Origin of the sequence: Methylovorus mays, assembly GCF_020531915.1 — a bacterium.
GTDB lineage: Bacteria > Pseudomonadota > Gammaproteobacteria > Burkholderiales > Methylophilaceae > Methylovorus > Methylovorus mays.
Map to the genome: position 1 here is coordinate 400,487 of NZ_JAJAVG010000008.1, position 16,531 is coordinate 417,017.

Annotated in this window: 12 protein-coding genes; 1 reads left to right on the forward strand and 11 read right to left on the reverse strand. The window is 51.7% G+C overall.

Features of this window, described 5'->3' with window-relative positions; genetic code table 11:
* Window positions 1-34: 34 nt before the first annotated feature.
* The 8 genes from LG203_RS12360 to LG203_RS12395 all read right to left on the reverse strand — a co-directional run bounded on the left by LG203_RS12360 (window position 35) and on the right by LG203_RS12395 (window position 11,009).
* Window positions 35-901: an AraC family transcriptional regulator gene (locus LG203_RS12360; protein WP_230346036.1), complete on the reverse strand. Its 867-nt coding sequence runs from the start codon at window positions 899-901 to the stop codon at window positions 35-37.
* Window positions 902-1,155: 254 nt separating this feature from the next.
* Window positions 1,156-4,398, reverse strand: a complete 3,243-nt coding sequence (locus LG203_RS12365) for a type I restriction endonuclease subunit R (RefSeq protein ID WP_230346037.1) — start codon at window positions 4,396-4,398, stop codon at window positions 1,156-1,158.
* A gap of 7 nt (window positions 4,399-4,405) precedes the next feature.
* Window positions 4,406-5,428 carry a virulence RhuM family protein gene (locus LG203_RS12370; protein ID WP_230346038.1) on the reverse strand — a complete coding sequence of 341 codons (1,023 nt, stop codon included), beginning with the start codon at window positions 5,426-5,428 and terminating at the stop codon, window positions 4,406-4,408.
* 81 nt (window positions 5,429-5,509) lie between these two features.
* Entirely contained in the window at window positions 5,510-6,037 is a 528-nt protein-coding gene (locus LG203_RS12375; protein ID WP_230346039.1) for an REP-associated tyrosine transposase, read from the reverse strand.
* A gap of 167 nt (window positions 6,038-6,204) precedes the next feature.
* Window positions 6,205-7,383: a restriction endonuclease subunit S gene (locus LG203_RS14440; RefSeq protein ID WP_230346040.1), complete on the reverse strand. Its 1,179-nt coding sequence runs from the start codon at window positions 7,381-7,383 to the stop codon at window positions 6,205-6,207.
* Window positions 7,380-8,924: a type I restriction-modification system subunit M gene (locus LG203_RS12385; protein WP_230346041.1), complete on the reverse strand. Its 1,545-nt coding sequence runs from the start codon at window positions 8,922-8,924 to the stop codon at window positions 7,380-7,382. The genes LG203_RS14440 and LG203_RS12385 overlap by 4 nt, the downstream gene beginning before the upstream one ends.
* 208 nt (window positions 8,925-9,132) lie before the next feature.
* A complete protein-coding gene (locus tag LG203_RS12390; RefSeq protein ID WP_230346042.1) occupies window positions 9,133-9,630 on the reverse strand; it encodes a single-stranded DNA-binding protein in 498 nt (165 codons plus the stop codon).
* A gap of 2 nt (window positions 9,631-9,632) precedes the next feature.
* Window positions 9,633-11,009: an MFS transporter gene (locus LG203_RS12395; RefSeq protein WP_230346043.1), complete on the reverse strand. Its 1,377-nt coding sequence runs from the start codon at window positions 11,007-11,009 to the stop codon at window positions 9,633-9,635.
* A gap of 227 nt (window positions 11,010-11,236) precedes the next feature.
* Between LG203_RS12395 and uvrA the strand changes: the two genes are divergently transcribed.
* Window positions 11,237-14,050: an excinuclease ABC subunit UvrA gene (gene uvrA, locus LG203_RS12400; RefSeq protein WP_230346044.1), complete on the forward strand. Its 2,814-nt coding sequence runs from the start codon at window positions 11,237-11,239 to the stop codon at window positions 14,048-14,050.
* Between the two features lie 64 nt (window positions 14,051-14,114).
* Here uvrA and LG203_RS12405 read toward each other — a convergent pair whose 3' ends face one another.
* The 3 genes from LG203_RS12405 to aroE all read right to left on the reverse strand — a co-directional run bounded on the left by LG203_RS12405 (window position 14,115) and on the right by aroE (window position 16,522).
* Entirely contained in the window at window positions 14,115-14,942 is an 828-nt protein-coding gene (locus LG203_RS12405; RefSeq protein WP_230346045.1) for an HDOD domain-containing protein, read from the reverse strand.
* Between the two features lie 66 nt (window positions 14,943-15,008).
* The gene (gene mtgA / locus LG203_RS12410; RefSeq protein ID WP_230346046.1) at window positions 15,009-15,701 is read right to left on the reverse strand and encodes a monofunctional biosynthetic peptidoglycan transglycosylase; all 693 of its coding nucleotides are present in this window, start codon (window positions 15,699-15,701) and stop codon (window positions 15,009-15,011) included.
* Complete coding sequence (aroE, locus tag LG203_RS12415) at window positions 15,698-16,522, reverse strand: shikimate dehydrogenase (protein ID WP_230346047.1); 825 nt, start codon at window positions 16,520-16,522, stop codon at window positions 15,698-15,700. Before aroE ends, mtgA begins: the two co-directional genes overlap by 4 nt.
* Between the last annotated feature and the right edge of the window lie 9 nt (window positions 16,523-16,531).

Below are 16,531 nucleotides of genomic sequence, written 5' to 3' on the forward strand. Positions count from 1 at the left end.
CGTTTCTTGCACCTTTGTCTTTTTTACAACGGCTCTATTTCAATGGCAGATAGATGTCGGTTATCAAGTCGGCTTCAGGCGTCTCCGGCAACAGATTCACGTAATGAAAATAAAGCGGAAAATCACGCAGTTCCTCACCACTCTCTGGCAACCACTCCCGGTACAAGGGATAAATACTTTCCCCAATCCGCGTATGCGAGCCATGGTGCCGGACTCTTGCACAACGTCCACCCGGAATAGACTTCATCACAATCGCTTGTTCATTCACTGCGATATCGGTTTTGATTTCCCCGGCAATATCAAAGCGAAATTCTGAGGGCTCCGTCGTATCGGGGTTGTCATATGCAATACCAAATGTCCTGGAGCTGTTTTTAGGGGAAGACCCCGTCTGTTTGCGCCACGCAATGAAATCCCCAACAGAATGATTCAATTTATCGGGTGCGCCGCGATGCTCCTTTACGGCAATCATCGTCGTTTCAACATTCACAATCTCGACCTGCATTATTTTATTTCCTTCTGGTAATCGGAAGCTGTAGACCGCATGCCAGGCTTCCCAATCAGGATTCTTCCTGAACGCGGATGGGGATAGCCCAAAGATATTACCGAAGGCACGGGTAAAGGATTCCGGAGTTTCAAACCCGGCATTTAAGGCGATGTCGATAATTTTGACCTTTGCATCAAACGCCAGTTGATAAGACGCGTGGCGCAGACGCAGCAGCAAAATATACCGGGCAACGGTAATACCGATGTAATCGCCAAATTGCCGGTGGAAATGGAATCTGGAAAACCCCGCGATATCGCATAAAGCATCCATGCTCAAAGATTGATCCAGGTGCTGCTCAATGTGATCAAGCACCTTTTGAAATCTCATTGCATACACTTCTGCCCTGCGTTGACTCATGTTGGCTCCGTTCTCCACAAACCGAACTATGCCCAAGATGTTGGGCGAAAACCTGACCGAAATTGCTAATTCAGTCTTTAGGTGGGCTGACAATAGGAGGCTCAACGGTGAATGGTCGTTGCAATTAAATGTTGGGCCTCATCCTTCTGCCCAACCTGATGTGACTATTTGCTTTTGTATTGACCCCATATTTAAAAACCAAAGACCAGATTGACGATAGCCAGGGGAATCATCTGGCGATGGGGAATGTTGAATCAAGGCGCAAGACTAGAAGCAATCATTTCTGCTTGCTTTAATACTGTTTCTGTCGCCAATAACTCCATATCCGGTGGATAACCAAACTGCCGTAATGTCCGCTTAACCATCACCTTGAGCTTGGCTTTGACGTTTTCCTTGATGGTCCAGTCTAGCGTCGCATTTTCACGTACACGCTGAGTCAACACCACCGCCAGCTCACGCAGCTTGTCCTGTTGCATAAGTTCTCGCGCACTGTCGTTATTAGCCACTGCGGTGTAAAAGGCAAACTCCACCGGGCTCAATTTCATACGCTCGGCTTCGTTATCGCCATGTACGATTTCCTTGCTGATGCGTATCAACTCATCCATCAATTCAGCGGCGGTTAAAATTTTGTTCTGATATTTCTTAATCGCCGCTTGCAGCATTTCCATCAGGCTTCGGCTTTGTACCAGATTGGTTTTTTGGCGGACCTTGATTTCATCATTGAGCAGTTTTTTCAACACTTCCAGCGCGATATTTTTGTGCTCGTGATTCTTCAGTTCCAGCAAAAACTCATCACTCAGGATCGATATATCCGGCTTTTTAATGCCTGCGGCATCAAACACATCAATCACCTGCTCACTCACCAGTGCTTGATCAATCACCTGCCGAATCGTGGTTTCAATCTCCTCATTACTTTTACCCTCACCCGTCGCATCAAACTTGGCGAGCCGTGCTTTCACCGCCTGAAAAAACGCCACCTCATCCTTCACCGCAATGGCGCGCTCATGCGGGATAGCAATGGCAAACGCCTGCGAGAGCAAAGTCACTTCATTGATATACCGCTTTTTGCCATCGTCCAGCCCAAGAATATGCTCTTCGGCAGCCAAAATCAGGGATAGCTTTTTTGAAGTGTCAGCAGAGAAATACAGCTGATAATCAAAGCCATGATAAAACTGTTGCAGGACTTCCAGTTTTTCATCCATTAAACCAATCGCCTGCTCTTGCGCAATCGCAGGATCACCTTTACCGCCTGCGTCAGAATAAAACGAGAGCGCATGTTTCAAATCAGCGGCAATGCCCAGATAATCCACCACCAGGCCTGCCGGCTTGTCTTTATATACCCGGTTCACCCGTGCAATTGCCTGCATCAGGTTATGGCCTTTCATCGGTTTGTCGATGTACAGGGTATGCATGCTTGGCGCATCAAACCCGGTGAGCCACATATCACGCACAATCACCAGTTGCAGGGGGTCGTTGGGGTCTTTCATACGGTCTGCCAGCACGCGGCGCTGCTGCTTGGTCGTATGATGTGCCGCCAGTGCCGCCCCATCACTTGAGGCCGCTGTCATCACCACTTTAATCACACCCTGGTTCAGGTCTGACGCATGCCATTCTGGCTTAAGCTTGATAATCTCATCATACAAAGCAACCGCAATCCGCCGCGACATGCTCACGATCATGCCCTTGCCTTTAAACACCTCCTGCCGCTGCTCAAAATGGCTAACGATGTCGCGCGCAATATTGGCAATGCGTTGCTGGCTGCCAATCAAGGCCTCAATTTGAGTCCAGCGAGCTTTGGCTTTTTGTGTTTCCGTCAGCTCATCCTGTTCCAGCTCTTCATCCAGCTCAGCCACCAGTCTGCGGCCCTCATCAGACAAGGTCACTTTAGCCAGGCGACTTTCGTAGTAAATCTTGACCGTGGCACCGTCTTCCACCGCCTGCGCGATGTCATAAATATCTACATAATTGCCAAACACCGCAGGCGTATTCACGTCTGTGCCTTCAATCGGCGTGCCGGTAAAGCCCAGATACGTCGCATTGGGCAAAGCATCTCGCATGTACTTGGCAAAGCCATACACAATCTTTTGCCCAACCACCTCACCGGCATCATCCCGTTCTTCCACCGTTTTGGCTCTAAAGCCATATTGGGTGCGGTGCGCTTCATCGGCAATCACCACAATATTGCGTCGCTCAGAGAGCATGTCGTAAACATTGCCCGACTCCGGCTGAAACTTTTGTATGGTGGTAAAAATCACGCCACCTGCGGCCACTTTCAGCAGGTCTTTGAGCATCTGGCGGTCTTCAGCCTGTATCGGTGCCTGCCGCAACAATTGTTTGGAGGCGGCAAAGGTATCAAACAACTGATCATCCAGATCATTGCGATCAGTGATAACGACAATGGTCGGGTTATCCAGCGCCAGCACAATCTTGCCGGTATAAAACACCATGCTCAGTGATTTGCCACTGCCCTGTGTGTGCCACACCACCCCGGCCTTGCGGTCCCCCGCCGGTTGGCTATGCACCCCAGGCATGCCATAACTGGCCGGACTTTGTTCCACGCCAGGGCTATGTGCTGCTGCGCGCAAGGTTGAAGCCACGGCGGCATTTACCGCGTAATACTGGTGATATGCCGCCAGCTTTTTCACCGTGCTGATGCTGATCTGTTTGCTGACGGGGTCTTCTTTGGAGGATTTTTCAAACACAATAAAGTGGCGTATCACGTCCAGCAGGGTAGCCTTGTTCAGCATGCCGCTAATTAGCGTTTCCAGTTGCCCCGTCAAATTGCTGGCTTCGGTTTTGCCGTCGGCACTTTTCCACGCCAGATAACGGCTAAAGTCTGCTGAAATCGAACCCGCCTTCGCTTCCAACCCATCTGAAATGACATTAAAGGCGTTATAGGTAAATAAGCCGGGAATGGTGGATTTGTAGGTGCCGATTTGCTCATAAGCGGTTTTCACCGTGGCGTTTTCATCCGCCGGGTTTTTCAGCTCCAGCACCACCAGCGGCAAGCCATTCACAAACAGAATCACATCGGGACGTTTGTTCTGATTGTTTTCAATAATGGTGAACTGGTTCGCCACCACAAATTCGTTGTTGTCGATATTTTCAAAATCCACCAACCAGACCAGATCGCCGCGTGAGCTGCCTTCTTTCTGATAGCTCACATTCACGCCTTCCGTCAGCAAGCGGTGAAAGGCCTCATTGTTGGCAAGCATCTCCGGCGAGTTAATGCGCAGTATGGTATTGATCGCCTCGTCCAGGGAGGCAGGTGGCAGGGTTGGGTTGATGCGGGCAATGGCATTGCGCAGTCGCTTTGTAAGTAAGACCTCGGCAAAGCTTTCTCGCTCCGGGCTTGCGCCATACCCTAGGGCACCCTCTCTGGCACCGCCATTCACCTTGTCTGGCGCGATATCAGGGGCATACACATAGTCAAAACCCAGCGCTTGCAAGCGTTCAATCGCTAAGGTTTCAATGGCTGACTCTGTGAGTTTATGCATGCTTAATTTACTTTTTGTCTTTTTTTGCCACATCTGCAAGCTGATTAAAATAATCTGCTTCTGCCTGCTTTTCTTTTAAAGCGCGTCTTGATTCCGCAAACTTATCATATTCCAACGTCGCTTTAGCCTCCGCCTGCTTTTTACTCACGCGCCCAGCATTATTTAAAACCGCTCTATCGTTAAAGCGCAAAAAGTCATCCAGCTTATCTGACCAATCCTGCATAAATACCTGCTTACGCCTTGTTGCCTGGTCTTCTGCAAAATCGAGCCACATGGTGACGATGCGGTTTAGCTCACTCACTTCATTCTCGGCAAGATAATTTTTAGCAATCATCACATCGGTTTTGCGCACCTCATCTTTTTGCCAAGTATTCAAGCCCATATTCGGTTTGGCATGGTCAGCCCTGCTTGCAATCAACTCAGCCGCCGTCATCCCGGTGGCAGCAAAATGCAACTTGTTTTGAATCACACTAAAGAACCTCGTCGTTTCAGCCAGCGTGGGCGCATAGTCTGCCGCCAATGCAAAAATCTCCCGTACACGCAGATACATACGCCGCTCGCTCGCACGTATATCACGCACGCGCTCCAGCATTTCAGCAAAATAATCTGGTACAACAGACTGACCAACGGGGGGATTTTTCAGCCGCTCATCATCCATCACAAAACCTTTAATGATGAACGTTTTTAATTGTTGCGTAGCCCAGATTCTAAAGCGGGTGGCTATAACACTTTTAACGCGATAGCCAACGGAAATCACCATATCCAGATTGTACGTATCCAACTCTCGCTCTACTTGTCGTTGCCCCTCCTGGCGAACCCACAAGGATTTCTTGTGAGTTGCACTTTGCAACAACTCACCCTCCTCATAAATGTTTTGAATATGCAAACTTATGTTTTGCTGAGTGGTTTGAAACAACTCCGCCATTTGGCTTTGCGTCATCCAAAGAGTCTCATTTTCCAAACGCGTTTCGAGACGGATTTTTCCATCTTCGCTTTGGTAAATAATCATTTCAGATTGGCTACTCGTCATGTTTATCGACTTTTAGAAATTATTTATAGTTTAACTTGTAGGTTGGGCTGACTTCAGGAAGCCCAACATCCACCACACAAATCAACGCTCACCACCCGCTTCTATATTCACCATGCTATCGCCCCAATCTGCTGACAAAATCTCTCGCTCAACATATTTGTGAAACGTTGAAAACGGCCAATCAATCACTCGGCGCACATACCCATGCTTCACAGGGTTGTAATGAATATAATCCACATGCCGTTCAAAATCGTTTTCATCCCGGATGCAATGCTCCCAATACCGGCGTTGCCAAATACCACGCTCACGTTTTGCTAGGCGGCTGGCGCGTATCGTTTCAGTTTTAGCCATACGCCGCGAAAACCCCGCTTTAATCAAACTCCACCGCATGGGGAAATCCACATCATCGTGCGGCAAACGCCAAATCGCATGCAAATGTTCGGGTAACACCACCATTGCCTCAATCACAAACGGGTGCGCCTGCTTTACCTGCTGCATCACCTCGCGCAAGACATCAATATGGCGCGTGAGTAAATCGGCTTTTCTATCCGCCAAATTCACCGTAAAAAAATAAGTGCCGCCTGCCACATCTGCCCGTCGATAACGCAAAACATGACCTCCAAATTTTCCTCATTTTGTAGGTTGGGCAGAGGAACGAAGCCCAACGGTTAACCCAAACCGTATCACCCAACACCCTGCATTTGTAGGTTGGGCTGACATTTGGAAGCCCAACGGTTAACGTATGTGTCATTGTCTGTTGGGCTTTTCAGCCCAACCTACGAGTTAACCCTTACCTCTCCGCTCATCAGCTTGGGGAGCAAGTTATCACGGAGTTTTTCTAGGGTTTGGATTTGCTTTTTATTGTTATTTATTTTTATAAGCATTGGTTTTGTTAGGCTATTAAACTCAACTACCAAGTGCTCTGGCAATTTGGGAAAATCCAAAGCCTTGAGATTGCCTTGATTAATTTTTGGCTGAACAGCGCCAGTGACTATTTCATCAATGTTTTTCTTTGATAAATAGTTCCAAATTAAAAAATTGCTATAAGGTGGTTTTGCCTTTAATACATGCGTGTGGTTATTTACCCAGAATTTACCAGTTGCATATTGCAACACTGGAAACCCCTCATCGGTTCTAACTGTGCCATCCTCGCCCATTAAAATGTATTCACCATCAAAAATGTAGTCATTGATGTAATCCATTATTTGCGCGGCACCATAATAGGGATATAAAACACCACCTTTCTTTTTATCTCTTTCCATTTTTGAAAGTGGTATTCGCATATTATCAAAGATTTCCACAACCTCACCGAGCGTACCATCCTCCCAATCCTCCTGCACTTCTTCTACAAACCACTGTCTAAAAAGCGTTTCGGCCATGCGTTCTAGGGTGGTGTTTTGGCGGTGGAGCAGGTCGATTTTGTCATCCAAACTGCTGAGGACTGAGGCGATGGCTTTTTGTTCTTCGGGGCATGGCAATGAAATTGGAATTTGCTCAATATCCGTTTTGGATATGTTGGCTTGATTCGCGCTACCTGATGATTGACTAGCTAAATATTGATGTGTATTTTTATCAATTAAAAAGTAATAAATAAAATCTTGCGCTAAAAGACTTTCATCTTTTGTCACAATTTTCGCTACTCGTTGGTTAAGTAACGCTTTTTCATTTAGTTTGTATCGTGATGCAATTCCGACAACTTGTGACTCTGCTTGCGGGTGGTTACCAGTCAGTGCAATTAGTACGTCTTTGTTTTCAACTAAATACTTAGATAATGAAGCATCGAAAATATGATGTTGCGCGCCATTTAAATGAACATTTCCATTTGCTACATTCTTGATTTTAATTATGGGTAATGTTTCGCTTGTCCCTGCATCAAGAAAATTTGATGATTTAAAAGCGTATCCATTGATTACATTAATGTAATCGCCAAAGTAAGTTTCAAGCCATTCACTCACAGCCTCACCCTCGCCAAATTCTCTGCAATGGCTTTATTGAGTTTTTCTTCCTCCACCAACTGCGCTTCAAATTCTGCTTTTAAGGCGTTAAAGCGCTCTGCAAAGTTAAAGTCCTCTTCGTCATCGGGCAGGCCAACATAACGGCCTGGGGTGAGCACGTAATCGAGTTCTTTTACGCGCTCTAAACTCACAGAGGCACAAAAGCCTGCAATGTCTTGGTAATCCCCATTCGGGTTGCGCCAGTTGTGGTAGGTATTGGCGATTTGTTTAATGTCCTCATCGCTTAGTTGTTTTGTACGGCGGTTGATGAGGTGGCCCAGGTTGCGGGCGTCAATAAACAGAATCTCATTGCTGCGGTTTCTGAATTTTCCATTTTTACGGTTGCGGCTCATAAACCACAAGGCCGCGGGAATCTGCGTATTTAAAAACAGCTTGGCGGGCAGGTTGACGATGCAATCAATGACGTTGCCTTGCTCGATGAGCGCTTTGCGGATGTCACCTTCGCCGCTGGTTTTGCTGGTAAGTGCGCCTTTGGCCAGCACTACGCCGGCTTGGCCGGTGGGCGAGAGGTGGTAGATAAAGTGTTGCAGCCAGGCAAAGTTGGCATTGCCTGCGGGTGGGGTGCCGTATTGCCAGCGGCCATCGTTACGTAGCAGCTCGCCTGACCAATCACTGACGTTAAACGGCGGGTTGGCAATGATGTAATCGGCTTTGAGGTCTTTGTGGGCATCGTTTAAAAAGCTGCCTTCGTTGTTCCATAACACTTTGGAGGCATCAATACCACGAATGGCGAGGTTCATTTTTGCCAGGCGCCACGTGGTCTGGTTGCTCTCCTGACCGTAGATGGAAATATCATTGACCTTGCCTTGATGCTCCACCACAAACTTTTCTGATTGCACAAACATGCCACCAGAGCCGCAGCATGGGTCAAACACGCGGCCTTGGTAGGGCTCCAGCATCTCGACCAATAGCTCAACCACCGAACGGGGTGTATAGAACTGGCCGCCCTGCTTGCCCTCGGCCAGCGCAAACTCGCCCAGAAAGTATTCAAACACATGGCCAAGCACATCGGCGCTAAGCTCTTTTGCGTCTTGCAGGGCGATATTGCTGACCAGATCAATCAACTGGCCGAGGCTGGTGGGGTCCAGATTATCGCGGGCATAGACTTTGGGCAGCACGCCTTTGAGCGATGCGTTTTCACGCTCGATGGCATCCATGGCTTCATCCACGGTTTTGCCGATGGTGGGTTGCTTGGCGTGGCTTTGCAAAAACTTCCAGCGGGCTGAAGGCGGCACAAAAAATACATTCTCGGCGGTGTATTCGTCTTTGTCTTCGGGGTCTGCCCCGGCATATTCACCCTCGCCTGCCTGCAACTTGGCATGCTGCGCCTCAAAGGCATCGGAGATATAACGCAAAAATATCAGGCCCAGCACCACATGCTTGTATTCGGCGGCGTCTATGTTCTTGCGCAGCTTATCTGCAGCTTTCCAGAGTTGTTTTTGCAAAGGTTCTTGTTTGGTTTCTTTTGAAGCTTTTGCCATGCGGATTTTTCTTTATTTTCTTTTTTTGTATGACGGATTAAATAAATAGTACGGGGTAATGCTTTTTACATCATGTTTGGCGATGCTAACTCACACTTATGGGTAGCACAATGTAAACTGCCAGCCGAAAATAAAAAAGGCCCTTGCAGGGCCTTTTCCTTTTCATATCTGCTACTTAGACGTCCAGCTCTATGCTTAGAGGATGTCCTTAGAACGGAATATCGTCATCAAAATCATCAAAGCCTGAACCACCCGCTGGCTTGGATGCAGCCGCAGCTGGGGCAGGACGGGCTTGGGCTGGAGCGGCGGATTGACGTGGCTGGTAAGACGCTGACTGATCTTCGTCCATGACTTCGTAGGCATTGCCGCCGCCGCTGCGGGCGCCGAGCATTTGCATGCGGTCGGCAACCACTTCGGTGGTCTGGCGTTCGTTGCCTTCTTTATCCTGCCATTTGCGGGTTTGCAAACGGCCTTCGATGTAGACGCTGGAGCCTTTTTTCAGGTACTCGCCAGCGATTTCGGCTTGCTTGCCAAACATGGAGATGCGGTGCCACTCGGTGCGCTCCTGTTTCTGGCCGTTTTTGTCTTTCCAGGTGTCGGTGGTGGCGATGCTGAAGGATGCCAGCGCGTCGCCGGATGGCATGTAGCGCATTTCGGGGTCACGCCCCAGATTGCCGACCAGAATGACTTTGTTCACAGATGCCATGGTTAATCCCCTATTAATCTTAAAACTTCAGCTTCATCGAATGCGTGTTGCAGATCGACCTTGAGCATGAGCATGCTTTCGTCGGGCAGCACTACCACTTCGCGCACGCCACTGACGGCGGCCAGGCGGGTGGAAAGCTGCTGCGCATCCGCTGAACTCATATCGCGTAAATGATACATTTTACTCTTAACTGCGGGCGGGCTTGTCATACTCAAGGCAAAAATTAACCAAAGGCCCATCAGCACACTACAGAAAATGAAGACCGCGGCAAAGCCATGGTAGTGCGATAAATAGCCGCCCATCACACCGCCGAGAAACACCCCGAAAGATTGCGAGGTATTGTAAACACCGATGGCGGTGCCTTTGGAGGCGGCAGGCGCAATCTTGGAAATAATCGATGGCAGCGTGGCTTCCAGCACGTTGAAGGCAATGAAGTACAGCGCCAGTGAAGCGACGATGCCCCAGAAGTGGCTGATGGAGTTTGCCAGCATGAGCTGGGCAACCAGCATGAGGCCAATCGCAGAAACAAACACCTGCTTGAGCTTGGCGCGTTTCTCGCCATAAATAATGGCGGGCACCATGAGAATAAAGCCCACCAACACCACCGGCAGGTAAATCTGCCAGTGATCGTTTTCGCCCATGCCGCTGCTTTGCTTGATGGCAAAGGGGACGACGACAAACATGGCCATCTGCGCCGCATGCAGGGCAAAAATGCCGTAATTGAGGCGCAGGAGCTGGGTGTTCTTCAGCACATCGCGCAGCTTGGAGGTCGAGGCTTCGGCATCGGAGTGAAAGCGGCTGACGATAGGATCAGGCACCATGAATTTCACATCCAGAATCGCCAGCGCAGCGAGCGCACCGGTGAGCAGGAATATGCCTGGCACGCCTATCCATTGATTCAGCGCAGGCCCCAGCACTAGCGAGGCGGCAAATGTCACGCCTATGGTGCCGCCTATCATGGCCATGGCTTTGGTGCGGTGCTCTTCACGCGTGAGATCGGCCACCAGCGCGGTCACCGCGGCAGACACCGCCCCGGCGCCCTGAATGGCGCGGCCAATGATGACGGTGGTGAGGTCATGCGCAAAGCCTGCCACCAGACTGCCGATGACGAACAGGATCAAGCCGGCATAAATGACTTTTTTGCGCCCAAAGTGATCGGAGGCCATGCCAAACGGCAACTGGAAGATCGCTTGCGTCAAACCATAGGCACCCAGCGCCAGACCAATCATCAGATGGCTATCGCCCCCAGGCAGGGTTTCGGCATAAATGGCGAAAATCGGCAGGATCAAAAACATGCCCAGCATGCGCAATCCATAGATGGAAGCCAGGCTCATGCTGGCGCGCAACTCCTGGGCGGACATACGTTCATTAGATGACATGGAAATAGATTGGGTTGGGACCGAAAATTGCGTATATTAACAGGTTGCCTCCACTCAGCCCTAGATTCACTCGGGCTATTTTGGTTGCCGCCGAATATAAGCGCCTGGGGGCAGACCAGCCAGGCCGAATACATCAACAGTCATGGCCTGCACAAACATTAGTCCACAATTAGGGAAGCCTCTTCGGCTGCGGATTTTCACGGATTTGATTAGGTGATTGGATTTGCATGGAATACATACGGATACGCGGCGCTCGCACGCATAACCTGAAAAACGTTTCACTCGACCTGCCACGCAACAAGATGATCGTCATCACCGGGCTTTCCGGTTCCGGCAAATCCTCGCTGGCGTTCGACACGCTGTATGCCGAAGGGCAACGCCGGTATGTGGAGTCACTCTCTGCCTACGCCCGCCAGTTTCTGGCCCGTATGGATAAACCAGATGTTGACCTGATTGAAGGCTTGTCGCCCGCGATTTCGATTGAACAGAAATCCACTTCGCACAACCCGCGCTCCACCGTGGGCACGGTGACCGAAATTCATGATTACCTGCGGCTGCTGTATGCACGGGCGGGCGACCCGGAATGCCCGGATCATGGCATCAAGCTGGAAGCACAAACCGTCTCGCAAATGGTGGATAGCGTGCTGGCCTTGCCGGAAGAAACCAAGCTGATGATCCTGGCGCCTGTGGTCAGCAACCGCAAGGGCGAACAGGTGGACCTGTTTGAAGAACTCAAGGCCCAGGGCTTTGTGCGCGTGCGGGTGGATGGCGAGACTTATGAGCTTGACGCCGTGCCCAAGCTGGCAAAAACCACCAAGCATAATGTGGATGTGGTGGTGGACCGCTTGAAGGTACGCGCTGACATGAAGCAGCGCATTGCCGAATCCTTTGAAACCGCGTTGCGGCTGGCGGAAGGCAAGGCAATTGCGGTGGAAATGGATACCACCAAGGAACATCTGTTCTCGGCCAAATTCTCCTGCCCGGTGTGCGATTACTCGCTGGCCGAGCTGGAGCCACGCCTGTTTTCGTTCAACAACCCCATGGGCGCCTGCCCCAAGTGCGATGGCTTGGGCCAGATCAGCTTTTTTGACCCCAAACGCGTGGTCGCCTTCCCGCATCTTTCGCTGGCGAGTGGCGCCATCAAGGGTTGGGACAGACGCAACCAGTTTTACTTCCAGCTGCTGTCGTCCCTGAGCCAGCATTATGGCTTTGACCTGGAAACCGCCTTTGAAGAGCTCCCCGCCCATGTGCAGCATATTTTGCTGCATGGAAGTGGCAAGGAAGAAATCAGCTTTAGATACCTGAACGAGCGCGGCAATTTCTATCAGAAAACCCATACTTTCGAAGGCATCCTGAATAACCTGCAGCGTCGCTATCACGAGACCGATTCGGTGACCGTACGCGAAGAGCTGGCGAAATACCTCAACTCGCAGGCTTGCCCGGAATGCGGCGGCACCCGCCTGCGCCGCGAGGCCCGCCATGTCAAAGTCGGCGGTCGCAATATTCATGAAGTCTGCGAAATCGCGCTCAAGCATGCGCTGGTGTTCTTTGACTCATTGGAGCTCACCGGCCAGAAACTGGCGATTGCCGACAAGATCGTCAAGGAGATCAGCAGCCGTCTCAAGTTCCTGACCAATGTCGGGCTGGAGTACCTGTCACTATCCCGCTCGGCAGAAACCCTGTCCGGTGGCGAGGCGCAGCGCATCCGCCTGGCATCGCAGATAGGCTCCGGCCTCACCGGCGTAATGTATGTGCTGGATGAACCTTCCATCGGCCTGCATCAGCGCGACAATGACCGTCTGCTGGAAACCTTGATGCGCCTGCGCGACATCGGCAATAGCGTGATCGTGGTAGAGCATGACGAAGATGCGATCATGGCGGCGGATTATGTGGTCGATATCGGCCCGGGCGCGGGTGAGCACGGCGGGCATATTGTGGCGGCGGGCACTCCGAAGGAAATCCAGGACAATGCCAACTCGCTGACCGGCCAATACCTCAGTGGCAAAAAAGCCATCGCCATCCCCAAGAAGCGTCACCAGCCTGACCCGGAGCGCTGGCTGAAATTAACCCATGCCACCGGCAACAACCTGAAAGATGTCGATCTGGCTATCCCGGTCGGCCTGCTGACCTGCGTCACTGGCGTCTCCGGCTCCGGTAAATCCACGCTGGTGAATGACACCTTGTATCGCGTGGTGGCCAAGCATCTGTATGGCAGCTCCACCGAGCCGGCTGAATTTGCCGAGATTGATGGGCTGGCATTTTTTGACAAGGTGGTCGATGTAGACCAAAGCCCGATTGGCCGCACACCACGCTCCAACCCGGCGACCTACACCGGCCTGTTTACGCCCATACGCGATCTGTTTGCCGGCGTGCCGGAAAGCCGTGCGCGTGGGTATGGCCCTGGCCGTTATTCGTTCAACGTCAAAGGTGGCCGCTGCGAAGCCTGCCAGGGCGATGGCGTGCTGCGGGTGGAAATGCACTTCCTGCCGGATGTGTACGTGCCTTGTGACGTCTGCAAAGGCCAGCGCTATAACCGCGAAACCCTGGAAATCCAGTACAAGGGCAAGAACATCCACGAAGTGCTGGGCATGACGGTAGAGCAGGCACGCGCCTTCTTTGACGCCGTTCCTGTAGTGGCGCGCAAGCTGCAAACCCTGCTGGATGTGGGCCTGGGTTACATTACACTGGGGCAGTCCGCCACCACGCTCTCCGGCGGCGAAGCCCAGCGCGTCAAGCTGGCCCTGGAGTTATCCAAACGCGATACCGGCCGCACGCTGTACATTCTTGATGAGCCGACCACGGGTCTGCACTTTGCTGATATTCAGTTGCTGCTGGACGTGATTCATCGCCTGCGCGATGCGGGTAACACCATCGTCATTATCGAGCACAACCTGGATGTGATTAAAACCGCAGACTGGCTGATCGACATGGGCCCAGAAGGTGGGGATGGCGGTGGCATGGTAGTGGCAGAGGGCACGCCCGAGCATGTGGCTACTATTGCCAAAAGCTATACCGGCAAATATCTCAAGGATTACCTCTAATCATCAACAAAAAGCCCATGCGGCTCGCGCTGCATGGGCTTTTTTTAAACAGTCACGTCAGGTCTTAAAGAAAGCTTTCGGCTTCCGGTATCAGCGGACGATAACTGTCGATGCGCTCTATCCATTCAATACGGTCCACGCCCAGCGCTTTTGCCACTTCCGGCTTCAGCGTTTCGGCAATGTGCGCTGACTCTTCCAGATTTTCCAGACCAAACGCGATGTGCGCTGCCATGAACACCACGGGCGCCAGATCGCATGCCATTTTATCCAGCGGGTCAGCGTAGTAGCGAATCACGCGCTGAATATCCTCAGGGAAATTCCAGCGACGTGCCAGCTCGGCACCCACCTGGCAATGATCCAGTCCCAGCGTGGCGTTTTCCAGGGCTTTGCGCTCAATCACACTCAGGCCTTTGCACTCTTCATCGATCTCGGCCGCCTGGACGGGGAACACGATATGAATGAGCAATTGGCCGATGCTGTGCATAAGGGCGGCAAGGTAGGCAGTCTCGGTGGGCTTTTTCAGCTCCTGACTGATTTTGCCGGCAACGGCCGCAGTCACCAGACTATGGCGCCAGAAGCGATTGATATCGAGCCCGGGCAAGGTGGTGAATGTACCCGTCACACCAGAGGCAATCACCAGCGTCCGCAGCTTGCTGACACCGATCACCGAGATGGCATCGGGGATAGTCTTGATGGTGCGACTAACGCCGTAATAGGAAGAGTTGGCCATGCGCAGCACTTTGGCCGAGAGCACCTGATCATGCGCAATGCGCGCACCCAGCTGACCGAGGTCCACATCCTCATTGTCCAGCATCAGAATGACTTCCTGCACGACCTTGGGCAAGGTTGGCAGGTTGAGTATTGAATGGAAAAACTTGTCTACCACGTCCATCTTGAAATCACCCCCACTAATTGTTGTTGCCGGGATTGCTTCCGGTCTTCTGATTACGGCTGGCGCTCAAGGAACACTGACAGCATTCATCCGCGCCTGGATGATGCCGGTTTTTTTCAGCAAGCCGCGTGCATTTCGATGGCTGTCATAATAGCGCGGATTTGGCACCATGGCAGCGAGTTTGGCGGCTTGCGCCGATGTCAGGCCTTTTGCAGAAGTATGAAAGTAATACCTTGCAGCAGCTTCGGCACCAAATACGCCATTGCCCCACTCAATCACATTCAGATAAATCTCATAGATACGCCGCTTGCTCATCATTTTTTCCAGCATGAGCGTGATCATGGCTTCTTCCAGCTTGCGCCAAGGTGTGCGGCGCGTCGACAGAAACAGATTTTTGGAAAGCTGTTGGCTAATGGTAGATCCGCCCGCCACGATACGGCCTTTTTTCAGGTTTTTCTCATAGGCTTTCTGGATGCCATCCCAATCAAAGCCTTCATGCTCGACAAAACGCGAATCCTCGGCGGCAATCACCGCCCGTTTCAGATGGATGGATATCTGGTTATAGGGCACCCACTGATGCCGCAACTCGGCGCCGGGTTTGTCTTCCTGCAGCAACTCCAGGCGATCGCGCATGAAAGCACTGCTATCTGGATTGTGCTGCACCCACCAGCAGATATGCAGGAATATCCAGAGCTGATACAACACGATCAGCAAGAGCAAGGCCAGGAGGCCACGCCATATCCATTGGCGCCATGTCATGATTTGAAATGTGCAATCACGGGGGCGGTATCAGGCCGCACCTGACGCCACAGATAAAACGATTCGGCGGCCTGTTCAATCAACATGCCGAGCCCATCGACCACGTGCTCAGCACCATGCGCGCGGGCAAAGGCCATAAAGGGCGTCTCCCGGCCATACATCATGTCGTAGGCCAGGGATCCTGCCGCAAACATGGTGGGCGGCAAGGGCAACTGAGCGTCGGTCAATCCGGCAGAAGTGGCATTCACGACCACATCAAACGCCTGGCCCGGCAGATCTTCGAACGCCAATGCTTGTACCGAGACATAGAGCAGTTCACCCTGCGCTTCCACCTTGCGCACCATGGCAAGCGCCTTGTCCAGCGTACGATTGGCCACGATAAGCAATGCAGGCTGCTGCGCCAGAATGGGATGCAACACCCCTTCCGCCGCACCACCTGCACCAATCAGCAGAACCCGCTTGCCTTGCAGAGAAATCCCCAGATTATGCTGGATATCCTGCACCAAACCGGCGCCATCGGTATTATCGCCAATGATGTGCTCGCCCTGAAACATCAGGGTATTAACGGCGCCGGCATCATGGGCGCGCTCAGTCAGCTGCGTTGCCAATGCATATGCCTGCAGTTTGAATGGCACCGTGACGTTGGCGCCTTTATAGCCTTGGGCCCGCATGGCCTGCACAGTCTCAACGAACGCATCCAGGGGAGCCAGCACACGGCCGTATTCGAGTGGCTGCGAGGTTTGCTCGGCAAACATGTGGTGTATCAGCGGCGACTTGCTGTGCTCGACCGGGTTGCCGATCACGGCATAACGATCCATCATCACGACCCT